Annotated in this window: 22 protein-coding genes and 1 tRNA gene; 10 read left to right on the forward strand and 13 right to left on the reverse strand. The window is 58.2% G+C overall.

Going from position 1 to position 23,298, the window contains the following annotated elements:
* Window positions 1-9: 9 nt before the first annotated feature.
* Entirely contained in the window at window positions 10-2,826 is a 2,817-nt protein-coding gene (locus ACQK2Q_RS11970; RefSeq protein ID WP_425409973.1) for a phosphoenolpyruvate carboxylase, read from the reverse strand.
* Window positions 2,827-2,942: 116 nt separating this feature from the next.
* A tRNA-Ser gene (locus tag ACQK2Q_RS11975) sits at window positions 2,943-3,032 on the reverse strand.
* 291 nt (window positions 3,033-3,323) lie between these two features.
* Between ACQK2Q_RS11975 and ACQK2Q_RS11980 the strand changes: the two genes are divergently transcribed.
* From ACQK2Q_RS11980 to ACQK2Q_RS11995, 4 genes are all read left to right on the forward strand, one after another.
* Entirely contained in the window at window positions 3,324-3,965 is a 642-nt protein-coding gene (locus ACQK2Q_RS11980) for a 50S ribosomal protein L21 (RefSeq protein ID WP_425409974.1), read from the forward strand.
* A 3-nt stretch (window positions 3,966-3,968) separates the two neighbouring features.
* Entirely contained in the window at window positions 3,969-4,226 is a 258-nt protein-coding gene (gene rpmA, locus ACQK2Q_RS11985) for a 50S ribosomal protein L27 (protein WP_425409975.1), read from the forward strand.
* A gap of 96 nt (window positions 4,227-4,322) precedes the next feature.
* Window positions 4,323-4,880, forward strand: a complete 558-nt coding sequence (locus ACQK2Q_RS11990) for a GNAT family N-acetyltransferase (RefSeq protein ID WP_425409976.1) — start codon at window positions 4,323-4,325, stop codon at window positions 4,878-4,880.
* Window positions 4,881-5,247: 367 nt separating this feature from the next.
* A complete protein-coding gene (locus ACQK2Q_RS11995; protein WP_425409977.1) occupies window positions 5,248-6,330 on the forward strand; it encodes a DUF2855 family protein in 1,083 nt (360 codons plus the stop codon).
* Between the two features lie 36 nt (window positions 6,331-6,366).
* Here the strand turns inward: ACQK2Q_RS11995 and ACQK2Q_RS12000 are convergent, their stop codons facing one another.
* Both ACQK2Q_RS12000 and ACQK2Q_RS12005 read right to left on the reverse strand, forming a co-directional pair.
* On the reverse strand, window positions 6,367-6,906 hold the full coding sequence (locus tag ACQK2Q_RS12000) for a DsrE family protein (RefSeq protein ID WP_425409978.1): 540 nt from the start codon (window positions 6,904-6,906) through the stop codon (window positions 6,367-6,369).
* Between the two features lie 13 nt (window positions 6,907-6,919).
* A complete protein-coding gene (locus ACQK2Q_RS12005) occupies window positions 6,920-8,479 on the reverse strand; it encodes a nitrilase-related carbon-nitrogen hydrolase (protein WP_425409979.1) in 1,560 nt (519 codons plus the stop codon).
* A gap of 137 nt (window positions 8,480-8,616) precedes the next feature.
* Between ACQK2Q_RS12005 and ACQK2Q_RS12010 the strand changes: the two genes are divergently transcribed.
* The 5 genes from ACQK2Q_RS12010 to ACQK2Q_RS12030 all read left to right on the forward strand — a co-directional run bounded on the left by ACQK2Q_RS12010 (window position 8,617) and on the right by ACQK2Q_RS12030 (window position 13,397).
* Window positions 8,617-9,372: an enoyl-CoA hydratase/isomerase family protein gene (locus ACQK2Q_RS12010; RefSeq protein WP_425409980.1), complete on the forward strand. Its 756-nt coding sequence runs from the start codon at window positions 8,617-8,619 to the stop codon at window positions 9,370-9,372.
* Window positions 9,369-10,031: a DsbA family oxidoreductase gene (locus tag ACQK2Q_RS12015; protein ID WP_425409981.1), complete on the forward strand. Its 663-nt coding sequence runs from the start codon at window positions 9,369-9,371 to the stop codon at window positions 10,029-10,031. Before ACQK2Q_RS12010 ends, ACQK2Q_RS12015 begins: the two co-directional genes overlap by 4 nt.
* 44 nt (window positions 10,032-10,075) lie before the next feature.
* Window positions 10,076-10,957 carry a hypothetical protein gene (locus tag ACQK2Q_RS12020; protein WP_425409982.1) on the forward strand — a complete coding sequence of 294 codons (882 nt, stop codon included), beginning with the start codon at window positions 10,076-10,078 and terminating at the stop codon, window positions 10,955-10,957.
* A 334-nt stretch (window positions 10,958-11,291) separates the two neighbouring features.
* A complete protein-coding gene (locus ACQK2Q_RS12025; RefSeq protein ID WP_425409983.1) occupies window positions 11,292-11,495 on the forward strand; it encodes a cold-shock protein in 204 nt (67 codons plus the stop codon).
* 654 nt (window positions 11,496-12,149) lie between these two features.
* Complete coding sequence (locus tag ACQK2Q_RS12030) at window positions 12,150-13,397, forward strand: tyrosine-type recombinase/integrase (RefSeq protein WP_425409984.1); 1,248 nt, start codon at window positions 12,150-12,152, stop codon at window positions 13,395-13,397.
* Between the two features lie 301 nt (window positions 13,398-13,698).
* Here the strand turns inward: ACQK2Q_RS12030 and ACQK2Q_RS12035 are convergent, their stop codons facing one another.
* From ACQK2Q_RS12035 to trbL, 8 genes are all read right to left on the reverse strand, one after another.
* On the reverse strand, window positions 13,699-14,958 hold the full coding sequence (locus ACQK2Q_RS12035) for a type II toxin-antitoxin system HipA family toxin (protein ID WP_425411158.1): 1,260 nt from the start codon (window positions 14,956-14,958) through the stop codon (window positions 13,699-13,701).
* Entirely contained in the window at window positions 14,952-15,167 is a 216-nt protein-coding gene (locus ACQK2Q_RS12040; RefSeq protein ID WP_425409985.1) for a type II toxin-antitoxin system Y4mF family antitoxin, read from the reverse strand. The genes ACQK2Q_RS12035 and ACQK2Q_RS12040 overlap by 7 nt, the downstream gene beginning before the upstream one ends.
* Before the next feature lie 273 nt (window positions 15,168-15,440).
* Entirely contained in the window at window positions 15,441-15,755 is a 315-nt protein-coding gene (locus ACQK2Q_RS12045; protein WP_425409986.1) for a DUF736 domain-containing protein, read from the reverse strand.
* 3 nt (window positions 15,756-15,758) lie between these two features.
* The gene (locus tag ACQK2Q_RS12050; RefSeq protein WP_425409987.1) at window positions 15,759-15,992 is read right to left on the reverse strand and encodes a DUF2274 domain-containing protein; all 234 of its coding nucleotides are present in this window, start codon (window positions 15,990-15,992) and stop codon (window positions 15,759-15,761) included.
* A gap of 12 nt (window positions 15,993-16,004) precedes the next feature.
* On the reverse strand, window positions 16,005-17,255 hold the full coding sequence (locus ACQK2Q_RS12055; RefSeq protein WP_425409988.1) for a TrbI/VirB10 family protein: 1,251 nt from the start codon (window positions 17,253-17,255) through the stop codon (window positions 16,005-16,007).
* On the reverse strand, window positions 17,248-18,225 hold the full coding sequence (gene trbG, locus ACQK2Q_RS12060; protein WP_425409989.1) for a P-type conjugative transfer protein TrbG: 978 nt from the start codon (window positions 18,223-18,225) through the stop codon (window positions 17,248-17,250). Before trbG ends, ACQK2Q_RS12055 begins: the two co-directional genes overlap by 8 nt.
* Window positions 18,222-18,920, reverse strand: a complete 699-nt coding sequence (gene trbF / locus ACQK2Q_RS12065) for a conjugal transfer protein TrbF (protein WP_425409990.1) — start codon at window positions 18,918-18,920, stop codon at window positions 18,222-18,224. Before trbF ends, trbG begins: the two co-directional genes overlap by 4 nt.
* Window positions 18,921-20,249 (reverse strand): P-type conjugative transfer protein TrbL, encoded by a 1,329-nt coding sequence (gene trbL, locus ACQK2Q_RS12070; protein ID WP_425409991.1) that lies wholly within the window; start codon window positions 20,247-20,249, stop codon window positions 18,921-18,923. It abuts the gene before it with no gap.
* A gap of 638 nt (window positions 20,250-20,887) precedes the next feature.
* Between trbL and ltrA the strand changes: the two genes are divergently transcribed.
* Window positions 20,888-22,429 carry a group II intron reverse transcriptase/maturase gene (ltrA, locus tag ACQK2Q_RS12075; protein WP_425408295.1) on the forward strand — a complete coding sequence of 514 codons (1,542 nt, stop codon included), beginning with the start codon at window positions 20,888-20,890 and terminating at the stop codon, window positions 22,427-22,429.
* A gap of 134 nt (window positions 22,430-22,563) precedes the next feature.
* Here ltrA and trbJ read toward each other — a convergent pair whose 3' ends face one another.
* Window positions 22,564-23,298 carry a P-type conjugative transfer protein TrbJ gene (gene trbJ, locus ACQK2Q_RS12080; RefSeq protein WP_425409992.1) on the reverse strand — a complete coding sequence of 245 codons (735 nt, stop codon included), beginning with the start codon at window positions 23,296-23,298 and terminating at the stop codon, window positions 22,564-22,566.

Below are 23,298 nucleotides of genomic sequence, written 5' to 3' on the forward strand. Positions count from 1 at the left end.
CGGCCATCTCTATCCGAACGCGCCGTAATGGTTGCTGATGGCCTGGCTGAGCTTGCGCGACAAACCGGCGATTTCACTTAGCGGCGCCACAAAATCCCGGTGAATTTCAGGATAGGCGCCGCCTTCAAAAACTGAATCCTGCACAGGCTCCCTCAAACCCTTGAAGGCTTCTCCGGCCTCACTTTTCTTGGGAAAAATTCGGCCGATCATCATAATCGCTTCATCCAGTTTCCAATCAAAAGCAAGTTCTATCAAATCTTCATTGTCCAAATCATGCCGGCGCGAGAAAGGCGGCACGCTGGCGACGACCGAAACCGCTTTCGCCATAAGCGCCTGGCGAATTGCGTGCAATACACTGAGTTCAGCTTGCTGTACCGGTAACGAATCTTCGGGAACGATTCCCTTGGAAAGCAAATCATCGAAACGGCGCATATCCTGCGCAATAAAATCCGTTAACTGATTAAATGCTATCGAGGTCGCGCCATCCTCGAGGGCGGCCTGTACATTCTCATACGCATCAGCCGCGTGACCTGCGCCGGCGGCGACTGAAAGCTCGGACCAGAAAGACGGCGAAAAAATCTGAGCGTAAGCGCGCAGAACGGACACATTGGTGAGACGACGCGCATGCGCGGCCAGCGCCGTTAATTCTCTCATTCTGCGAGAACAACTGATATGATCCACAAGCCGTTCGGCTTCCTGGCCTGCAGCACTGCCAAAGCCGCCAGACACATTAACGGGAGCGCCAAGCTGCTGCAGAATCGCGTTATGCGGGATGGCGCGCAGCGCGCTCAAATCAAATCCCTCGCCGCGGGCGCGCTTCGTCTGCCGCGATCCGGTTTTATATAAAAACTGCAACGCGAAGCCGGAAAGCGCGCGGCGATAATCATGACGCCGGAAGAGATCTTCCTGCCAGGACTTCAGGCCGCGATAAAAGTCCCATGAATAATTGATGTCCGCGTAGAAACAGTCCACCGCTTTCGATGAAAAGTCTTCAAGCGTTCGCGCCCATAACATTTCGATCGTTTGCGAGGCAAGTTCCTGCGTCTGAAAATGCAGGTACCCCTCGCCGCCCTGAAAGCTACATTCCGTACTTAACGGAATGTTTTTTTCAGCAAACAGCGATCGCACCCACGGCGCCGTTAAGTGGTTTAAACGTTCCGTGAAAGAGCCTGAATGTGCGCCCCGCCCCATGGATTCGCCATGAGTATTGAAAATCAGGGCTTCAACTTCGTTCAGTCCCGCATCCGCAAGCGCGCGAGCAAATAAAACATGCAGCCTTTCGGTCGCGAGATTAGCAGCGCACTGTCCCATAAACCGGCCGGAGTCGGAAAAACCAAGCTGGATGCAGATGCGCCCGCGCGCTGTGATATACTCCTTAAATCCGGATTCGCTGAGCAGTCTCTCAATAAACCGTCCGCCGCGCTCCAGCGCCTGCGGCGATTCAAACAACGGCGAAATATCCAGCTTATGATCAACGCCATAATGGCGAGCCAGGTAAACGGCGCCCATCACGGTCGCCGGCGCTTCGCATTCAGCGATCAGGTACCGGATCGGGGCGTCCCCATCGATATGTTTGAGGATTTGCGCGCACAACATGAACTGCCGGCGCGCTGTCATTTTCTCCAGAAAAACCGATGCAAAGTTTATCGGCTTCGCCTTTGTCGATGTCGCCTTTTTTGCTGCAATATCGAGTGCTGACCGGCCCAGAAACCCCGTATCCGGATCGAGCCCGAAGTCAGCGCGCAAAGCCGAACGAACCTGAGCGGCGTTGACGCGCAAATGGATACGCGAAAGCCCCAGGCCATAGGCGCACATATCGGCGCGCAATAGTATCAAGGCGATCTTGTCATCCCCGCCATCTTCGGTTTCGATCAGCGATGTAATTGTCTCGATAGCGCCGGAAAGACTTATCAGACGGCCAGGAGCGTCTTCAGTCAGAAGGTTCGCCGCCTTCACAACCGTATCGGCGTCGTCAAGGTCGCCTGCGAAAGCCTCCGCCTGGCGCTCGGCAAGCGCTGCGGCTTCGTCCAGCTCCTTATGCAGTTCGGATAATGTTTCGTCCGTATTTTGCGTTCGGATTTTATCTATTTGTAAAACATAACGGCGCAATTGCGCCGCTTTTTCAGAAATCCGAATACGGATGGTTTCGCCCCAATGGATATCCGTACGCCCGTCAAGGTCATAACCAACCCAACTCGCCACACTTACCGGATTGAGCTTTAACGTCGTCCAGCGTTTGGGAAAACGTTCGCGCGCAACGCAAATTATCGCTTCGTTCAGGGCGCGCATGGCGTCTTGCGCGTTCACAATCGCTTTCTTGGCTTCGCCATGTTCGTAACGCAATGTAATTTCATCGCCGGCGTTTTCATTGAGCGCTTTGAGTTTGCCGCGCCACGCCTGTTTCTCGTTGTCGGCGCCATCAACCGGATAGTCCGCCATCAAATCACGACGCGCCGCGCCGAGCGCGAATGTCGGGTGCGCCGTAAACACAAGGCCGTTTTTCGCGTCCTCTGCAGCGGAGCGAAAAGCCTCAAATCCGCGCTCTGCTAGCCCGTTCAAAAGCGCATCCAGGTCAACAGCGCCGTCGGCGCGTCGTTTATGAAAAGCGCAAGTACGCGCTTCAAATGCGCGATCGTTCAATTCCTGAACCACGGCCGCCGCAGCGCCGATCGTGATGTCGCCGCGCTCAAGCGCCATAAACAATTCCGACGCAAGACGCGCGACCGGGTTAAGGTGCGGGTCTTGCCGGCGCTCATCTTCGAGCGCCTTGAACGTCTCAATGAGCGATTCAGCGGTTAAATCTCCGGATGTGTTCTTGATCGTCACAATCGCTCCTTATACTGCAATCATTGCCGCGCCGCAGCATAGTAGCGGAACCCCGCAGGTAAATAGCCAAATGAAAGTTGTTGAGCAGAATCAACTATTTGAGTGGTGGTAATTGCTGGCGGAGAGAGAGGGATTCGAACCCTCGGAACACTTGCGTGCTCAACGGTTTTCGAGACCGCCCCGTTCGACCACTCCGGCACCTCTCCGCGACGGGCGCTGGTCAACCGCCCGAAAGTCTTGCCGCGCCGGCAAGAAATGGGGTGTCTAGCCCCTGATCCCGGCACTTGCAACACGCACGCTATAGAGTATCTCCGCCAAGAATTGTTTAACCCGCCAGCGCTTCGGCGCGGGGTCCGGTCAGCGGCGGCGAAACCCGCCGAAAGCCGCTTGACGGCTCGCCGCCGCCGGGCTAGAGACCGCGCTTTCATAACAACCGGGCGGCAGAAACCGGGGCGAAAAAGGACAACGGGGCCGAAAAGAGCCCTTCGGAGTCGGATATGTACGCAGTCGTAAAGACTGGCGGTAAGCAATACCGCGTTTCCAAAGACGATATTTTGAAGGTTGAACGCCTGCCCGGCGAGGCTGGCGAAATCGTCACGCTTGGCGAGGTGATGATGCTCGGCGACGGCGGCGATGTGACCGTGGGCGCGCCGGTAGTGGACGGCGCCAGCGTTGCGGCGGAAATTCTCGAGCAAAAGCGCGACAAGAAGATCATCATCTTCAAAAAGCGCCGCCGCCAGAATTATCGCCGGAAAAAAGGCCACCGCCAGCATCTGACAGTCCTGAAAGTCACGGAAATCCTGACAGACGGCGCCAAGCCGAAACCGGCGGCGAAGAAAAAAGCCGCCCCGAAACCGGAAAAAGCCGCTGATAAGCCTGCGGAAAAGAAATCCGCGCCGAAGGCTGAAGCCAAACCGGCGGCCGCAGGCGGAAAAGACGATCTCAAAAAGCTTTCCGGCGTCGGTCCTGTGCTTGAGGAAAAACTGAACGATGCGGGCGTCACCAGTTTCGCGCAGATCGCCGCGTGGGGCCCGAAAGACATCGAAGAATTTGACGAGAAGCTCTCCTTTAAAGGCCGGATCGAACGCGAAGGCTGGGTTGAGCAGGCAAAAGAACTCGCCAAGGGCGAGAAGGAGTAAGAGATGGCGCATAAAAAGGCAGGCGGTTCCTCCCGCAACGGACGCGACTCGGCTGGACGCCGTCTCGGCGTCAAGAAATACGGCGGCGAAAACGTCATTCCGGGAAACATTATTGTGCGCCAGCGCGGTACAAAGTTTCATCCGGGCGACAATGTCGGCATCGGCAAGGACCATACGCTTTTCGCCCTGGTGAATGGGCGCGTACAGTTCGCCGAAAAGCGCGGCGGCAAAAATTTCGTTTCGATCATTCCGGGCGAATAACACCGCGCCGTCGCCGGCGCGCGATTGCGCCGGCCGGTTTGAGGATTTTAAGGGAAGGCGCAAACCGCGCCTTCCCTTTTTCTTTTGAGGCTGGTCATGACGGTCATCCAAATCAATCGCTATACATTGAGGCCGATGATGGAAACGGACGCGCCCGTCCTGGCCGGGCTTTGCAACGACCCGGCGATCGCCCGCAATACGGCGCGCATACCCTGCCCGTACACGCTTGAGGACGCCCGGCGGTTTGTGCGCTATATCGCAGAAGCGGGCGCGGCGGGCGACGAATTCGCGTTCGCCGTCTGCGCCGATGACCGGATCATCGCCTGTTGCGGGGTCGCCAAGGACGGCGGCGCCTGGGAGCTTGGTTACTGGGTCGCAGCGGCGGCGCGCGGACGCGGCGTCGCCACGCAAGCCGCCGGCGCCGTGACGCAATTTGCGTTTGAAACGCTTGGCGCCGAAACTGTCACGGCGGGTTATTTCACCGACAACCCTGCATCCGCGCGCGTGCTTGATAAGCTCGGCTTCCGTGCGACCGGCGAGACGGTCGAACTCTATTCTCTGGGGCGCGGCTGCGCCGTCGAAACCCGGCGGATGGCGCTCAACGCAGCGGATTTTGTGCGTCCCGAAGGCGTTCGGATCAAAACCGCGAAATAAAACGAGCGCCCGGGACTTCCTGGATGTTGTGCAACTCCAACTTTGCGGCGCGCCTTGGCGGCGTGATTGCTGGCGTAGAGAGGAATGTGGTGCAACTTTCACAAGATTGTTGTGCAACATTGGATTTAACACGCGCCTTTCCCGTTTCTCGCATTCCGTTGGCGCGCCTGAAGTGCGGCCGAAGCTGAAAGCGAGCTCATGCAGAACTTACGGGGCGTAGTATAAGGCCGTAGCAAAAGGGGTGGATATCTACGCACCGAAAGCGGGATTCCGGTCGATTTTCGCCTATCAGCGTATATTTTCGCGAACCCCACTCAACCTGACGGTGTGTGGATGGTAAAGCGAGATCACACAAGGAAAGGCCGCCATGACCGAGATCACCGAATTCATCGTCGACAAGCGCGATCTATCGAAACACCGGCTGGCGGCGCGCGCCGCGCCTCAACTGATGGATGGCGAAATCCTGGTGAAAGTCGACCGTTTCGCGCTTACCGCCAATAACGTCACCTATGGGGTGGTGGGCGAAAAGATCGGCTACTGGAAATTCTTTCCGGTTACGGAAGAAAACGAGGGGATCATTCCGGTCTGGGGCTTTGCGGAAATTGTTGAGTCAAATCACCCCGATGTTCCGGCCGGCGACAGGCTTTACGGCTATTTTCCCATGGGCAGTCATCTGGTGATGAAGCCAGAGAAGGTTACGGATGCGAGGCTGTTCGACGGGGCGGCGCATCGCGCCGGCCTGCCGCCGGTCTACAACGCCTATGCGCGCGTTAAAGCCGAACCGCATTTCGACAGGGAGATGGAAGATGAGCGCATGGTGCTGTTTCCGCTCTATGCGACGTCATTTTGTATTTACGACTTTCTAAAAGACAATGGCTGGTTCAATGCGCGCCAGGCGATCATTCTTTCCGCGTCGAGCAAGACCGCCATCGGAACCGCCTATGCCATCAAGGATGATCCCGGCGCGCCGCGTCTCGTCGGCCTGACCTCCGCGCGCAACCTGAATGCGGTGGATAAGCTGAAAATCTATGACGATGTTTTGACCTATGACGATATCGACAGGATCGATGCGGACACGGCGGCGGTGATTGTGGATATGTCAGGCGACGGCGCCGTGTTGAACGCGCTGCATAAAAAACTCGGCGACAAGATGAAGTTCACATCGAATGTCGGCGTCACGCATTTTGACGCCAACACCATGGGACCGGACTTTATCGCCGAGCGCAGCCAGATGTTTTTCGCACCGGGGCACATTCAAAAGCGCACGCAGGAATGGGGGCCCGGCGCGTTTGAAAAGCAGGCTTTCGCCTTCTGGAAAGACGCGTCGATCAAATCCCGCGACTGGCTGGTGATTCGCCGCGAGAGCGGCGCCAAAGCCGTTGAAAAAGCCTGGAACGAAGTCCTTGCGGGCAAAACGCCGGCGGATGCAGCGTGGGTCGTCGGGTTTTAGGCGGCGCCTCGGGATGAGGACTGATTTGTACCTGGATTAAAACGGATTGATCGCATACCCGTCCTGCTGCAGCAGGACATGCGCGGTCATGGCCGAGAGCGCCATTTCAACGCCGGGCGCCAAGTCGTCATTCGTAACGTCATAATAAGCTGCGCTTTGTCCGCAGACGATAATCCGCACGCCCTCGCCCGTTAACGACGCGATAAGAGCCGCATTGGCGTTCTCGCCGCCTATAGCATCCGCGTAGCGCGCAGCATTCGAAACATCGTAAACCGCCTTGCCGTGCACGACTACAGCGACGTTGATATCCTCTATGGGCACGCTGGCGCGCGCATGCATATTGATAAACCGCGCGGCGGAGACAAGCGTCCGGTTCAATTCGCCCGCATCGGCGGCCTTGCTGACGTCGAAACTGATCCGCATTTTCGTCTTGTCTGGAATGCTGAAGTCGGCATCGACATCGGCGACAGGACCAAAGTCTTCGAATACAGGGCCGGTTCTGAATTTTTCGCCCTGCGCATGCGCCGGCGCCGCCAACAGCGCAAATGCAAGCGCGGCATGGAAAAACGATTTCATCTAATTTTCCTTTCTAAACGCGCCGCCCCTTCCAGCGGACGTTATAAAGATCGAAGCGCCGGTTTTTAAGATTTTGCACAGCGCCAGACTGGCGGCTGATCAGCAAATCCTGAAGGCTTAAATCGGCAAGCGCAATAGTCTCGGTATTCGGCGCGGTGTCCGCCGCAACACCATCGCGCGCGAAAGCGAAGTCCGACGGTGTCAGGATACAGCTTTCCGCATAGTGAATATCCATGTTTTCAACATTCGGCAGATTGCCGACCACGCCGGAAAGCACCACATAGCACTGGTTTTCAACCGCCCGCGCCTGACAGCAATAGCGCACACGCAGATAGCCGCGCCTTTCGTCGGTGCACATGGGAACAAACAGGAGCATTGCGCCCTGATCAACCAGATGCCGGGCGATCTCGGGGAATTCTGAATCATAGCAGACCATGACGCCAATGGGGCCGCAGTCGGTGGGGATGACGCTCGCGCCCTCGCCGCCCTTGATGTTCCACCACGTGGTTTCCGCGGGCGTCGGGTGCAGCTTGTCCTGGCTGTACATGGAGCCGTCGCGCAGGAATACATAGCTGACATTGCGAATGTCGCCGTTCTCCACGCAGGTCGGGTGCGTGCCGCCGACAATATTTATATTATATGAAACAGCCAGCTTGCCCATAAATGCGCAAAACCTGTCCTTGTATTCGGCGACTTTCGCGATCGCCGGGGCGGGCGCCAGCTTTTCCGTTTCCAGCGATAAGAGCTGCAGTGTAAAAAGCTCAGGAAACACGACAAAGTCGGCCTTATAATCGGCGGCGACATCGACAAAATATTCAACCTGCTCTTCAAATTCGCGAATGCGCGAAATGCGACGCATCTGAAACTGCACCGTCGCCACGCGAACATTATCCGGCAAACGCGAATCGGGCCGCGTCGATTTTTGCGGCGCCACTTCCGGCGCCAGCGGATTGCGCCAGATCATATGCACCGCGTAACCCCGCGAGGCGTGATCATCTGTCAGATAGTTCGGCAATATGCCGATGGGCTCGAACCCTTGCGCGATCTGAAAATTGATCACCTGGTCCTTGATCCGTTTTTCGACAACCGCGTTTACATAATCCCAGGGGTTGGCGAATTCCTTTTCCCGGCGCGCATATCCCGGCAAACGCCCGCCGAAGACAATGCCTTTCAATTCCATATATTCGCAAAGCTCGCGACGGAGTTTATAGAACCGCTGGCCGATGCGCAGGCGCCGCGCCGATGGATCGACGCTCACTTCCATACCGTATAAATAATCGCCGTTAGGGTCATGCCGGGATGCAAAACCGCCGCCGGTGATTTCCATCCAGCTATGAGGCTGCATGACCGGTTCTTCGCCTATAATGAATGTTGCGCAGTAGCCTACCGTCCTGCCCTCATATTCGGCGACATACTGGCCTTCGGCGAAATTGTTTATCTGGCCGCGAATCTCGTCCTCTGACGACGCTTCCTGCTCGCCATAAACCCTGGCGGACAGCGCAGCGATTTCAGGTACGTCGGAAAGCACTGCATTGCGGATGACGAGCGTCGGTTTCTTGTCTGTTTCGGACATATATCACTTGCATGCGTTAGTGTTGGCGCGTGCTGTAGGCCTAGCACGGCCCGTAAAGCAACAGCAATTGGCTGTCATCGCGGTTCGACGCGCGGATCGTTAGACGCTATTCTCGTTGCCGGCAGGAAAGGCGAACCATGACCGAACATCTCGTTAAAACTGATCTCGCCGACGGCGTCGCAACCGTCATGCTGAACCGGCCGGACGCGCTGAACGCATTTACGCCCGACCTGTTACGGGCGCTCATCAGCGCCTTGAATGATGTGCAGACCAATGCGCGCGCGATCATCCTCGAGGGCGCCGGGCGCGCCTTTTCCGCCGGCGTCGATCTCAAGCTGCTGCAAGGGGCGACATTCGAGGAAGGAAAAGTCGACGATGTGTTTGACGGGGCGTCCTTCGCCGCAGTGGAGGCGATCAGGCATTGTCCGGTCCCGCTGATCGCCAAGGTGCACGGGTTTTGCTTTACAGGCGCGCTGGAACTGGCGCTGCACGCCGATTTTATTCTGACGACAATCGATACGAAATTCGGCGACACGCACGCCAAATGGGGCCTCCGGCCGAGCTGGGGCATGAGCCAGAATCTGGCGCGCGCCGTCGGCGTCAGGCGCGCCCGGGAACTGTCTTTTACAACAGCGACCTTTACCGGCGCCGACGCGGCGCGCTGGGGACTGGCGAACGCAGCCTTCACCGATAAAGCCGCACTGGACAGCGAGACGCAAAATCGCGCCGTCGCGATCGCAGCGGCAAGCCCCGGCGCCATCGCCGCCTATAAGGATCTTTATCGCCTGCACGAAGAAAACCGGCCGCTCGAAGACGCGCTGACCGAAGAAGTTGCGCGCAACTATCCCGGTATCACCGATACAATGGAACGGCTGCGGGGTTTCGCCAAATGACAACCGCTTCCAGTAATCGCCCGCGGCTGCTCGTTGATATCGTTTCCGATCCGGTCTGCCCGTGGTGCTATGTTGGATTGAAATCCTTCCAGCTTGCGCGCGACCGGCTGGCGAATGAGTTTATTGTTCTGCCCCGCATTCGCGCCTATCAGCTTAACCCGGACACGCCCGAAGAAGGCGTTGATCGGCAACTTTATTACGCCAGAAAATTTCCCGATGAGAAACAGCGTTCGGAAATGCTGCACCACCTCAAAGCCGCCGCGGCCGGCGCCGGTTTTTCATTCGATCCGGCCATACCTTCGCATTTGCCGAATACTTTGAAAGCACACCAGATCATCCGTCTTGCCCATTTCGACGGCGCGCAGGAGCGGCTCGCCAACGCGCTATACGCAGCCTATTGGGACCGTGGCGAAGACATTGGCGATGAGGACGTTCTGGTTGCTCTCGCCGGCGAGGCCGGATTGGACGAACAGAACGCCCGGCGTGATCTGGGCGATGAAAAGAGCGCGGCGGAAATCAAATCCGAAGCCGGCGCCTTCCGGCAGGCCGGCGTAACGGGCGTGCCCACCTATATCGTCAATGAACGCAACGGTTTTTCAGGCGCCCTGCCGCCGGCGCGGCTCGCCGATGCGTTGCGGCAGGCGGCGGGGACGCAATAATAAAATTGATGCCGCTCAACGGATTTATAGGCTATAGTGCGCCCATGAAAAAATTTTCAGCTCTTGTCGTTTTTGTATTCAGCATTTGTCTCCCGGCGCATGCGGAGATTACAGTCGATAGCGCCAGGGCGCTTGAAAAGGCCGTGAGAATGGCGGGTTCCGGCGAGACCATCCGCGTGGCGCCCGGCCGTTATGATTTAACCGATCTGAAAATTCCCCGCGACATGACGATTATCGGCGAGGGCGAGGTTACCTTTTACTCCTCGGCGCCCGTCGCCAAGGGTATTCTCAACCCGCTCTGGGTGTCGACATTTACAGTCGAGAATATCCGGTTTGAGGGCGCGCAATCGCCGGACCTCAACGGCGCAGGTATCCGTCATGACGGCGAACACCTCAAGGTCGTCAACTGTGTTTTCAAAGACAGCGAAAACGGGATTCTTGCAACCGGACAGGACCACGGAAAGATTATTATTGTGGGCTCGAGGTTTTTAAATAATGGCTATGGCGACGGTTACTCTCACGGAATCTATGTTGCGAGCGGCGCCTCGCTGAGCATCGAGGACAGTGATTTTGTCGGCACGAAAATCGGGCACCACGTCAAATCACTGGCCGGGACGACACACATCAAGCGTTCAACATTCGACGACGCCGACGGGCGGACCAGCTACGCCGTAGATACGTCGCGCGGCGGCGCTGTGGCTATTACGAACAATAGTTTCATACATGCTGCGAATGCGGACAATTCAACATTGTTTAATTATGATTTGGCGCGCGGCGGCGAAGCCATTTCCCTGGAAATAACCGGCAATCGCATTATCAACCGCAACCGCAACGGCCGTCTCCTGCGCAACGAAACCTCTTTGCAGCCGGTCTTGCGCGATAATGACATTACAAACGAGGCCGGCGGGAAACTCGATATCAATTAATCATAAAAACTTCATGTTTGCATAACGCCAACAGCGCCGCCGCAATTATATACGCTACGGTTTACCAGCGCCGTCCGGCCTCCAACCTGAAAAGTCTCGCCGGCGCATACATTACCAAATTTTTCGGCCCCGGCGCCAAGGCGCGCCTGGCGCCGTCTTGACGCGGCCCGGCGGCTGTATTTTAAATCCTGACGCGACTTTGTTTTGCCGAGCTTTGCGTCCCGCTTTTTACTAGGAACTGCGGCCAAAATTCAGGATCCCAAGACATGGTTGCCTACTATGTTTCCGGCGCTTCGCCGCGCAAGAAACCACGCCATGAACAGGAGATCGACGAATGGCTACAGGCGCTGTCAAATGGTTCAACGCCACAAAAGGATACGGATTTATTGCTCCCGATGATGGAGGCAATGACGTATTCGTACACATTTCCGCCGTAAAAGAAGCGGGCATGCCCGACCTTCAGGAAGGTCAGCGCATATCATATGAGTTAGTTGAACAACGCGGCAAAACCTCGGCTGGCAATCTGAAAGCCGAATAATTTCTGTACGCAAAAAATTCAGGAAACCGCCGCCGACGCCGCGGCGGTTTTTTTGACTCTATGACGTCTGAGGTCGCACGAGCCGACAGGGTTTATGCTCCGGCGACGGTTTCTCAATGTCAAATTGCCTACTCTCCCCGGCCGGTCTTTAACGGCCGACGGACCGGACGGCCGGAGAAACGCATAAAGGCCACAGCGACCAATAAGCGCAAGCTCGATGCGCCGGTAGATAAAACTCCACTGGAAAAATTCCACGCTTTAATCAGCGCTCCCCGGCCAAGCGCAGGGCTTCATTGCGCGGAATGAACCGGTTCTCAGGTTTGCACACGAATGGCGGACCCGATAGGATTCGAACCTATGGCCTCTGCCTTCGGAGTTGTACCCTACACTATTTCCGAGGATTTCCGAGGTTTTCGACATTCTTGTGGATTTCACTAAATCCAGCAACGAATTCAACCAGCTAAAGTGATCCTCAGCCCGCAGAACGTTGCGAAGCGTTCGAACGGTTTGCATCCGATTTTGACCCACGGTGCTGAGATGGTGCTAACATGAAATCGCGTTTTCGTTTCTGCCTTTCCAAGGCAGCGGCCAAAATTGCTAGTGCTAAAACGGTGCTAAGATGCGGGCCAAACGGCCTTTCGGACGGTGTCGCAGATGCCATCCGATAATGTCAAGCTGACCAAACGCATCGTCGATGGCGCTTCGCCGAAGGAGAGCGCTTACACCTTGTGGGACCGCGATCTCGCCGGGTTCGGGCTCCGGGTTCAGCCGACGGGGGTCAAGTCCTACATCGCCTTTTATCGAATCGGCGTCGGCAGAGGCGCGAAGCAACGCCAGGTCACGATCGGCAAATCGACCGCCGTCACTTGCGAGGCGGCGCGACGCGAAGCGCACAAATTTATCGGTGCGGCGCGCGCCGGTGAGGACCGATATGACGCCATCCGCAAGGCTGAAAATGAAAACATGTCGGTTTCGCGCATAATCGACTTATGGGCGGAAGAGGCTGCGCCGATCAATCGCAGGACCGGAAAGCCTCGCCAGGCGGCCGGCGTTTTGAACGACATCAACCGCCTTAACGCTCATGTGAAGCCGCTGATTGGCCCGCGCCCGATCGGGGCCCTTTCAAAGGGGGATATCGAAAAGCTTCGCGACGACATCACGAAAGGCAAGACTGCTTGCGAAATTAAGACGAAGAAATTCGGTTTGCGGCGGGTCAAGGGCGGCGAAGGAACCGCGAAGCGCACGATCAGCACTTTCAAAAGCGTCCTCTCGTTCGCTGTCGACCGCGGGTTCATCGTAGAGAATGTCGCGCTCGGCGTAAGGCTGGCGCCCGACAATAAGTGTGAGCGGTTTCTGTCCGAGGAAGAGGCTGGCCGGGTCGGCGCCGTGCTGGCGAAATGGGAAGCGGAGGAACGGCGCATGAGCGGCGTCCGGATCATCAAGCTTCTGCTTCTTACCGGCGCCCGCACGGCCGAGATCGAAGAATTGCAGTGGCGTGAGATCGACTTCGATCAATCGTTTTTCCGGTTCAGCAATACGAAGTCCGGCAAATCGATACGCCCGGTCTGCCCGCAAGCATTGGAAATACTTCGATCGACGCCGAAGCAGCATGAAGAGTTAGTGTTTCCAAATAGAAAACAAACCGGCCCCTATCGCGGCACGCAATCGGTCTGGCGGGATATTCGCGTAGAGGCTGGCGTGCCGGATGTGCGCAAGCACGATCTCCGGCACAGTTTCGCTAGTTTCGGAATTTCAAGCGGGTTGTCTCTGCCAATCATCGGCGCACTTCTGGGCCACCTGCGTCCAGAAACGACCCAGCGCTACGCTCACTTGGCTGACGCTCAGGCGCGGCAAGCGGCCGTCAGCGTGGGGGGAGTAGTCGGATCGGCCTTGAAGCTATAACGAGTTTATGCGTCCAGAACATAAACCGATCCGCACTAATCGAGCTTCACGTTCGGCGGGCCATCTTCGCCGGATCGGCATGCCGCTTCGGCGTTTCGGTGAGGGCTATTGGCCGATCTCATAACCCGCTTAACCTCAGTATTTCAGGCGTTTTGCTGATTATTTGTAGTGATTTGGCCGATCTTTTGGCCGATCATGCGCGCAGGATTTTTGAAGCCGTCATTTCCAAAATTGTAACCGATCGATCACAATTCAAAATGTGATCGATCGGTTACATCGCAAATTTATTGCAAGCTTCAAATTATGGGATCACCTTGAGCAAGCTTTCCGCACGGGCTTTTGCAAGTGAAGCAATTTCATCCAAAGCCTCATTGTCCGGCGCGTTGGCGCCAACCTTTTCTGACGATCCTGCAACGCTGTCTCTGATCGCCTCGGCCAGCTCCTTCGTCCGATTTTTGATGAAGCGCTGCGCCAGCCCGGTCTCTTCTGCGAATTTCTCCCAGTCGGTTGCTTTCAATTCCTCCAGCGTATGGCGCTTGGCGATTTTCATAGCGAGACGGGGCGACAACGCCGGATAATAGACCGTTGACAGAAGGTCATAGAGCGGCGCCAGTTCAACGGCGCCGTTTTCACGGTAAAGAAGGCTGAAATTTTTCGCGTGCGCATCGGCGTTGCCGATAATGAGATTGAAGATCGCGGCGTCGAAAAGTTTCAGAACCTCCACCGCCGGACGCGACGCGGCCCGCCGCAACAGATCAAAACAGTCCCGGAAAATCGGCCCGCCATCAGCGGCGTATTTGCGCTCGGACGTAAACCCGAGCGCCTGACAGAAATCCTCCTGGTGCAAGCGGCGAAGGCGGCCGTTCCCTGCCGCTGTCCGATCATAGCGTTCGACCAGCAAAAAGGCGCGCTCGCCCGCCCGGCCGATTTCCACCTTGGCGACATCAAGGCCGATATCTCTGCCGAGCGTCATGGCGAAGGCTTCATTTTCCGTAGTCGCGGGAAACCGTTCAATTGGCGGCTTCAAGATATGGCTGGTCGCTTCTCCTGGCGCCGGCAGTGCAACGGCGCCGTTAATGCGTACGACGGGGAGTTTTACCTGCGCGCCCGCAAGCGACAGGCGGAGCCCTTCGCGCCCGGCGAGAAACGGCCGGGCCGGCAAGTCGTCCAAGATGGCAATAAGGTCTTTTTCGCTGAGCGGCTGCGTCTGGTTTTCCGCCGGCGCCGGCGGCGCTTCCCCTTCGGGCCACAGGCTTATAGCGCCGGCGACTTCGCCGCCGAGTTCATCGAGCAGTTTGAATTCATTGCCGCGGCTAACGCCGAGCGCTTCGGCGACGGCAATGCGCTGGCTTTCTTCCGGCAACAGGCCTTCAAAAAACGGTCTGCATTCGCGGCGGCTGTACGGCTCTTCGCGTTTGGGCAGGGAAAAGGATAGCGCCCGGCTTTCCGGGGCCGCCAGCCAGCCAACTGCATAGGAAAATCCCATCTCGCCATGACGGTCGATCGTCAGCGACCCGACGATGTCGCCGCCCCACCAGACGTTCAGCGACTTGGTCACGATTTTGCGCCCTCGGGTCCGGTCAACTCGATCTTGCAGCCAAGCGCATTCAATACCGCCAGTGTCTTTCCAAGTTGCGCGGTGTCCTTGCCTGCCTCCAATTCGATCAGGAATCTGAGGCCGACGCCGGCGGCGCCGGCGAGCTGGTCCTGGCGCAATCCCTGACGTTTGCGCATGTCGCGTATGGATATGCCGATCTGTTCCGGTGTCATAAAATATTCCCGAACGGGAATATATGCGCGGAAATTCTTAAAATCAAGCCAATTGTTCCCGAACGGGAATATTAAGCTCAGAGGCGGTTCAAACCGCCCAAACATTCCCGAACGGGAATATTCACACTGTTCCCTTTTCGCGCATCGCCAACCGCATGATGGCGCTATGGCGTTGTTACAAAACCTCGGACAATTCCGCGTCCAGTCCGAGCTTTTGTAACTGCCCAAAGCCATTAGCCAACGAAAAACAAACAGGATCGCCTATTCGGGTGCTCAGGCGCCCGAACTGCGGCTCCACATCATCACCCCGGTCCCGTCCTCTTGGTTTTCGAAAAACGCCGCCCGGATCGGGGCTGCAAAACTCGGATCGTCGAGTTTCAGGGCGAGATATTCCTTACCTTCGTCTTTCGATGTCTCACGCCATCCGGCGCCGAGTTCGGCGCCGCCCGCATAGACCCGATAATCGGGGGCGCCGTCATTCGCTTTTTCCCTGTTGGGAACAATCTTCGCCTTGACGTTGATGGTCATGGTGCGGATCGTCCCGACAAAGCTGTCTTCGGTCTTCGAAAAAGTTCCAATCATGGGCATGGTTTATTTCTCCTTCCTTTGCTGGTGAAGTTCTTTGCGCGCCCGCTTGAAGCCGGCGTCGCCGTTCAAAAATGTTTCGAGCATCTCAGGCGCCAGTTGCTCGATGGGCTCGCGCTTGCCATAGGTCGCCTCATAGATATCGGCGTAGTCCTGCAAGGCCGCGAGCTGGTCCGGCGTTAGCTGGATCGTCAGTTTGGACGGCGTGCGGTCAGGAAGCTCGGCGAGGCGCAAGGACATGGGGGCGTTTCCTTATTCGTAAGGACGAAGGACAAGATCGCGCGTGACGATGACGCGCAACGGCCATCCGGGCCGCACTTTCACGGTTGGCTGGATATTGAGATTGTGATCGACAATGCGCTGGCCCGCCTGATTCGCCGTGTCCTGATAGGAATCGCGAATGGCGCGCGCCAGGCCGTCGTCGTCGTCGACGGCGAGTTCGGTTCCGATGCCGAGGAGCGACGCCAGTCCGGCTGCAACGAAGATGCGGCCCCAATGATTATCGACCTTATCGGATAGCCCGGCGTAACCGGCGGCGTCGGCGCCCGGCATGGCGTCGATCTGCAAGGACGCGCCGTTCGGAAACAACACCCGGTCCCAGACAATGAGCGCGCGGTCCTGCCCGAAAGAGACCTGGCTATCGTAGCGGCCGATCAGACGCGCGCCTTGCGGGATAAGCAAATGCGCGCCGGATACGGTGTCATAAACGGGTTGCGTCACCTGCGCGATGATCGTTCCCGGCAGATCGGAATTTAGCCCCGTGATGAGACTCGCCGGAATGATGGTTCCCGCCATCACCTGATAGGGAGAGACAGGATCGACGAGGCCGTGCGGGTTCAGAATATCGCCGTTCTCCGCATCGCGGGCGAAAGCGATTTTGGAATCCTGCTTGTTCGGATCGTTTTCGCCGTCGATGCCGATACCGCCGCCAAGCGCCGCACTCGCCTCGCGAATGGCGGCGAAAGGATCGACCGGATCGGGAAGCGGCGATATGTTCGACGCCTTCCCCGGCGCCTTGCCGTTCACCTTGAAAAAGACGGGCGAAGCGAGACTCTCCTGCGCGAGTTTCGCCTGCCGGATGCGCTCGGCGCGTTCAGCCTCGCTCAGAGGGTCCGGCCGAAAATCACTATAAGCCGTTTCGTAAACATCGGGCTCAATTCCGAGATCGCGTTCCGCCGCCAGCATGGCGCCGCCGAGATCGCCGGGAATCGGCGGGCCTAATTCAATCGCCGGCTTTGCCGGCGGCAACTGATCGTAGCTTGCAGGAAGCGACGCCAACGCGTCAGTTTTTGGCTTGTTGCGCGTGTTGTAAAGCTCACGCTGTTCGTCGTCGCCCGAAACCTTCGGCGGATCGAGCGCGACGGACGCGGCGAGAAACAAAAGACCCACGCCGACTGCAGCGCCGGCGATCACGACCTTGCGGTTGATCTGCGTCACCGGCTTCGGCTTAGCGCGGAGTTTTAAGGCTTCCGCCTGCTCCTCAAAGGGGATGGGCTCAGCCACGGCCGCCCTCGCCGGTTTTCACAATCCTGACGATTGTCTGGTTTTTCTCGCCATGGCGCAGTTCGGCGCGCGAAAAGAGACGATCGACGATGTAGTAATTGTCCTTCACCCGGTAATTGACGAGTTCGGCGCCGCCCTTTCGGCCGACGACAAAGAGCGGCGGCGCATCGGTGGTCGCAATCGCCGCTGGCATCTGGATGAAAACCTGACGGCCATCATCGAAGACCCGCACCGGACGCCAGTCGGGTCTGTCGCCTTCGATGCGATAGGCGAAATTCAAGTCGCCGAGCGCCAGACCCTTCGCAATGGTGCGCTCGTCGCGCGCCAGGGCGTTTCGGTTTCGGGCGCGCAAGCCGTCCAGCTCGTCCTGCGGATAGCGCCACGATAGCGCCGCCATATAGGCGCCGTCAGTGCTCGAAAGTTCGAGATGATAAACGCGCCGGTCCGTCGCGATCATCAGATTGGTGGAGAGGCCGGGGCCGATGGGTTTTACGAGGATGTGGGCGCGCTCGCCTTCCGGGCCGCCCGATGTCGTATCGCCGACAACCCAGCGCACGGTGTCGCCGGCCGAAACCGAGATTAGCGTCTCGCCCGGCTGCAAGGCGATGTCCGAGACCTGTCCCGGCGCGGCGTAAAGCCGGTAAAGGGCGCCTTCTGTGTAGGGATAGACCTGCACGGCGTTGATATAGCCGTTAAGCGACGGTTCGATCCGCGCTTTCTTGGCGCCTTCGGCGATTGCATCTTCCGGCGTCGCCGAAGCCGTCTTTGATTTCTGGCTTGGCGACGGGATCGCTTTGAGCTGCCCCGGCAGCGGCAACGCCTTTGGCGTTTCGACGATCTCGACCGGAAGCGTTGTTTCATCGTCGAAGGCGGCGACGGCGGGAACGTAAGTTTCCTGCGAGGGCGCCGGATAGGTTTCGCAGGCCGTCAATAAGGTCGCGAGACTGGCGGATATCATGATCTTGTTCATTGCTTTTCTCCGGTGTCGAGATCCTCGCTCCAGTTGAGGCCGTGGATGAATATGCCGAGTGGGTTTTTGCGTAAGGTCGCCGCGTCGCGCGGCGGATCGACGATAATGGTCATCAATGCCGTAAAGCGCTCCGTTTTGGTGAAGGCGGAGTTTTCAAATGTGCGTTCGATCCAGCGCGCCTGGAATGTATCGTCCGAAACCCGCACGACGCTCACCACATCAACCGTGCGCGAACGACGTCCGACACTTTCAAAAGGGTCGTTATCGCGCGCGTAATCATTCAAGATCGCCGCGCCCTTGTCGGTCGTAAAGTCGTAGCCGGAGAGCCAGTTCTGCCGCACGACGATGGGATCAACGGAAAGTCCGCGCACATTTTCAAGAAAGCGCGCGAGATGATGCGCGATCTGCGCGTCGGTGGGATTATATCTCAGCACAGCAGGACCGACGGCCTGGACGGCGCCGAGTTCATCGACTTCGACGACGTAAGGCGTGACGGTCGATTGCAGTGAGCGCCAGACGAGCACCGCCGAAGAACCGACCGCAAGCGCCAGACAGCCAAAGGCCATGAACCGCCAGTTCGCGGCCTGCGCGCGCGCCGCGCCGACGCGCTCGTCCCAGATTTGTCCGGCCTTTTGAAAAGGCGTTTCCGGTTCTGGCGTTTCACCATAGGCCGCGGATGCGCGTTTGAAGAGCATTTATGAATCCTCGCGTTCTTTGAGAGTGGGCGCGGCGCCGCCGGATGAAGCATCGCCGCTGCGGACCGTGTGGGCGGCGAGACCGCCGGCGTCGCGCACATTCTGGCGCGCCTCGAAGCGACCCGCCCAATTGTCGTTCTTGGTCCCGGCGCCGCCTGCCGAAAGACCCGCAATCGTTCCGCCGGAAGATTTGCCGCCGGTCGCAGAAAAAGCTGCCGCGCCGCCCTTGTCATAAGCGGCGCGTAAACCTTCGAAGGGTCTTGCTGCAAACGTCCTGACGCTGTCGGCGCCGGCGCGCGCCATGCCCGCCATACCGGCGGCGGCGCCGGAGACGCCGGTCTTGCCGGATGCGATCTTGCCGAGCTGGTAGGCGGCGGAGGCGCCGCCCGAAAGCGATGCGCCGGCTTTCACCGCGCTCGATGCGCCGCCGGCGGCGGCGCGCCCTGCGGCCATGGCGCCTGCTCCGCCCATATAGGCGCCGGCCGCGAGACCGCCCACAGTGCCGACGGCGGCGCCGGCGCCGAGCTGCGGCGCGCCGGTGATGAGACCGGCGGCGATCCCGGGCCCGAAGATGCCGAGACCGAAAATCGAGACAGCGGCGAGCGTCACCGAAAGCGCCTCTTCCATGGTCACGTCGCCGGCGGAAAAAGCGCTCGCAAGAGACGCAAACATCGTCGAGCCGATGCCGAGGATGATGGCGAGCACCATCAGCTTGATGCCGGAGGTGATGACATTGCCGAGGACGCGCTCGGCGAGAAACGTCGTCTTGTTCCAGAGCGCGAAGGGAACAAGGATGAATCCAGCCAGCGTCGTCAACTTGAATTCGAGCACCGTGATGAAAAGCTGCACGGCGAGAATAAAGAACGACAACAACACCACGGCCCAGGCGAAGAAAAGGATCGCGATGGTGACGAAGTTCTCGAAGAACGCGATGGGGCCGGTGAGATCGCCAATCTCTTCGAGCAGCGGCTTTCCGGCATCGAAACCTGCATTTGCGACGAAGCCCGGACGCATCAGATCCGCCGCGGTCATCGACCCGCCGCCGGCGCGAAGTCCGAGTTCTGCAAAACTGTCGAAGATGACGCCGCTCAGAAACGCGAAATTGCCAATAATGAAGGCAAAGAAGCCCACATAGAGCACTTTCTTGATGAGCTGCGCGACGACATTGGTGTTCTCGGCCATCGCCCAAAAGAGACCGGCGAGCGTGATGTCGATGGCGATGAGGATGGTCGTCAAATAAGCGACGTCCGGCGACAACAGGCCGAAACCGCTGTCGATATAGGTCGCAAAGGTCGTCAGGAAACTATCGATGACCGAGAGATCGTCCATGTGCGTTAGGTCCTAGTCAAAGAAAGGAGTGCTTTGATTTTAAAGTCGTTACTGATCTCGCAAGGTGAGAAACCTTGCACGCCGCATGACGCAATATGCGGCGATGAGCAGATGGGTGAGGCAAGCCGAGTGCTTTCGGTTCGCCATAAATCAGCAGAACCCATCAAAGCCGGACAGACGGGAACTTCCGATCTCGTGGCTGGTCCGGCCAGCGAGCCTGTCATGGCGAGGGAAACCGAACCGATGGTGGAAGCCTCGTTACCTCTTAACACTCGCCAACTCGGAAGTGGGCGGGGACATTTGCGGCGCAAGCCGCCAGTCTGTGGAGCGTTGGTCTGTAGTATGGATGTACGGACTGGAGGCGCGCAGTTCGCTGCGCGCCAGCCCCGGCGTGGGTTTGCGTGGCGCCGGGGCCGGATTCCACACGGGGTAAAGTCGGCGCCTAAAGCAGGCGAGAGATCAGTTGCGGAACCTAAGAACCTTGTGATCGCTTCCGGTGCGTTCCGACGCCGGATGGCTGAAGCGACCAGCGACCGCGATGACGAGGGGCGGAGCCTTCGTAGTAGTCCGGGGACGGGAAAGCCGTCCACATGGCGAAGGGAGGCAGTGGATACGGCAAGCAAGCAGGAGGAAGGGTCATGACCGGCGATGTGAATACGTCGTTCGTCCTCGACATGCAACGCAAGCTGTATCGGTGGAGCAGCGAAGACCCTAACAAGGTGTTCGCTGATCTGTTCAATCTCGTTTGCGACCGCAGAACCCTGAACGAAGCCTGGCGACGGCTCGCCCGCAATAGCGGCAGCCAAACACCGGGAACGGACGGGATGACGCGGCGTTCGGTCGAACAGCGCCCCGGCGGCGCAGCGGGACTCCTCGATGACATTCGAGGACGTCTCCGCGACGGAACTTATCGCCCGGAACCTGTCAGGCAACGGCTTATCCCGAAGCCCGGCAAGCCCGGAGAGTTCCGGCCGCTCGGCATTCCGACGCTGACCGACCGTCTGGTGCAAATGGCTTTGAAGCTGATCTTGGAGCCCGTCTTCGAGGCGGATTTTTATCCGACCTCGTTCGGATTCCGAAGAGGAAGAAACGCTCATGATGCTCTGGAGAGAATCCAGAAATGCCTTCACCCGACAAAGCGTGGACCTTCGGTCTACCGCTACGTTATCGAAGGCGACATCAAGGGGTGTTTCGACGCCATCGATCATCATGTCATGATGGAGCGCGTGCGACGGCGCATCAACGACCGCAAGGTGCTGAAGCTGATCCTCGCTTTCCTGAAAGCCGGCGTGATGGTCGAAGGGACCGTTCGTCATTCCGTCACAGGCTCGCCGCAAGGCGGGATCATCTCGCCGATGCTGTCGAATATCTATTTGACAGCCATCGACGAGCGGTACGGACGATGGTCCATGCGACCTCGCGAACCAAGTATAAACGCCGCCGCTCGACGGGTCAGAGACCACCGACGAGGCAGGCCGGTGTTTTACATGGTTCGGTACGCGGACGACTTTGTCGTTCTCGTCGAAGGCGCGAGGGAGCAAGCGGAAGCTGAAAAGCGCGCGCTGGCGGAGTTCCTGAAGAAGGAACTTCGCATGGAGTTGTCGATGGAAAAGACGAAGATCACCGATGTCAGGGAGGGCTTCGACTTCCTTGGCTATCGGGTGGTGCAGGAAAAGGCGGCTCGCCCAAACAAACACGGGCGACGCCCCCAAGTCGGCAAACTCTTCATTCCGAAGAGCAAGCTGAACGACCTGCGTTACACGATCAAGAGTCTGGTGAAGAGCATCCCTACGGGATGGTCGCTCGCCAACGTCATCGATAGACTTAATCCAATCCTGTTGGGATGGAGGAACTATTACCGCTACGCCACTGGCGCTTATCGGGAGTTCAGCCGTCTCGACTTTTGGATATGGCAGCGCGTCGGGCGCTGGCTGAAGATGAAGCACGGAAACGCATCGTGGCCAGTGCTGCGACGACGCTATCATCTCAGCGCTCCGGGTAAACGGCGGCAATGGACTGAAAAGCCCAAACGCCTGCGTCACCTCACTGAAGGAAGGACGATGCGTTACCCGAACCAGAGCATAGAGAAACCGAACGGATGGAACGCGAAGTGGAAGACCAGACAGCGTGACAGCATGTATGACTTCCAGGACTCGTTCCGACGCCTCAAACATATTTGAGGACCACCCATGGGCGCGCAAACGCCCATGCAGGGAGAGCCGGATGCTTGGAAACCTGCACGTCCGGTTCGGAGAGGGGGATGGAGAAACTTGTCTCCGTAAGGTGATAAAGCGCTTCATCTCTACTCTACGGGTCAGCTTCCCGGCGTGTAGGCGCTGTCGTCGCCAAGAAAACGGATCAAACGCGCCTTCCCCCGCTCGCGTTCGGCGAGCGCGCGCGAAGCTTCAAGCGCTTCGGCGCGATATTGCGCGGCGAGCAGGGTCTGGATCTGCATCATCTGTTCGGCGGAGAGCGCGGCGATCTGGTTGCCGGCCTGCAAGACTTGCAGATTGCCGCCGGCGCCCTGGCTCTCCCCGACAAGCCCATGGAGTTCGTCAATATCGTCGCGGATATTGGTGACCACCTGCGCCTGCACCTGAAGGGAATGCTTGTAGCCGTCGCGGGACTGTTTCCAGGCGTCGCGCGCTTCGGAAACAATCACCGGCGTCGGCGGCGGCGACGCGCCATAAGTCTTGCGATAGATCGTCTCGTAATCGGTCTCGATGGCGGCGACTTTATAGGCGATGCCGTCCGCAAGGTTGATCAGCGCGTCGATGGTGAGCAGTTTCGCTTTCAGATCATCAGCGACAGAGGTCGGCAAGCTCGCCAGATTTTTTGCCTGGTTCTCAAGCATCGTGACTTCATGGGCGAGCTGCTTGATCTGGTTTTGAACTTGCGTCAGCGACCGCGCCGCGGTCAGCAGGTTCTGGGCGTGATTGGTCGGGTCGTAGACGATGCCGCCGAACCCGAACTGCGCATGGGCCGTCCCTGTGATGCACATGACCGGCATGACGCCCATCATAACGATGCTGATGATGGTCTTCTTCAT

This window comes from Hyphococcus sp. (genome assembly GCF_965228385.1).
Lineage (GTDB): Bacteria > Pseudomonadota > Alphaproteobacteria > Caulobacterales > Parvularculaceae > Hyphococcus.

Coding starts and splice junctions, on each gene's coding strand:
- ACQK2Q_RS11980 (WP_425409974.1), top strand. CDS start 3,324: ATGTACGCAGTCGTAAAGACTGGCGGTAAGCAATACCGCGTTTCCAAA.
- rpmA (WP_425409975.1), top strand. CDS start 3,969: ATGGCGCATAAAAAGGCAGGCGGTTCCTCCCGCAACGGACGCGACTCG.
- ACQK2Q_RS11990 (WP_425409976.1), top strand. CDS start 4,323: ATGACGGTCATCCAAATCAATCGCTATACATTGAGGCCGATGATGGAA.
- ACQK2Q_RS11995 (WP_425409977.1), top strand. CDS start 5,248: ATGACCGAGATCACCGAATTCATCGTCGACAAGCGCGATCTATCGAAA.
- ACQK2Q_RS12000 (WP_425409978.1), bottom strand. CDS start 6,906: ATGAAATCGTTTTTCCATGCCGCGCTTGCATTTGCGCTGTTGGCGGCG.
- ACQK2Q_RS12005 (WP_425409979.1), bottom strand. CDS start 8,479: ATGTCCGAAACAGACAAGAAACCGACGCTCGTCATCCGCAATGCAGTG.
- ACQK2Q_RS12010 (WP_425409980.1), top strand. CDS start 8,617: ATGACCGAACATCTCGTTAAAACTGATCTCGCCGACGGCGTCGCAACC.
- ACQK2Q_RS12015 (WP_425409981.1), top strand. CDS start 9,369: ATGACAACCGCTTCCAGTAATCGCCCGCGGCTGCTCGTTGATATCGTT.
- ACQK2Q_RS12020 (WP_425409982.1), top strand. CDS start 10,076: ATGAAAAAATTTTCAGCTCTTGTCGTTTTTGTATTCAGCATTTGTCTC.
- ACQK2Q_RS12025 (WP_425409983.1), top strand. CDS start 11,292: ATGGCTACAGGCGCTGTCAAATGGTTCAACGCCACAAAAGGATACGGA.
- ACQK2Q_RS12030 (WP_425409984.1), top strand. CDS start 12,150: ATGCCATCCGATAATGTCAAGCTGACCAAACGCATCGTCGATGGCGCT.
- ACQK2Q_RS12040 (WP_425409985.1), bottom strand. CDS start 15,167: ATGACACCGGAACAGATCGGCATATCCATACGCGACATGCGCAAACGT.
- ACQK2Q_RS12045 (WP_425409986.1), bottom strand. CDS start 15,755: ATGCCCATGATTGGAACTTTTTCGAAGACCGAAGACAGCTTTGTCGGG.
- ACQK2Q_RS12050 (WP_425409987.1), bottom strand. CDS start 15,992: ATGTCCTTGCGCCTCGCCGAGCTTCCTGACCGCACGCCGTCCAAACTG.
- trbG (WP_425409989.1), bottom strand. CDS start 18,225: ATGAACAAGATCATGATATCCGCCAGTCTCGCGACCTTATTGACGGCC.
- trbF (WP_425409990.1), bottom strand. CDS start 18,920: ATGCTCTTCAAACGCGCATCCGCGGCCTATGGTGAAACGCCAGAACCG.
- trbL (WP_425409991.1), bottom strand. CDS start 20,249: ATGGACGATCTCTCGGTCATCGATAGTTTCCTGACGACCTTTGCGACC.
- ltrA (WP_425408295.1), top strand. CDS start 20,888: ATGACCGGCGATGTGAATACGTCGTTCGTCCTCGACATGCAACGCAAG.
- trbJ (WP_425409992.1), bottom strand. CDS start 23,298: ATGAAGAAGACCATCATCAGCATCGTTATGATGGGCGTCATGCCGGTC.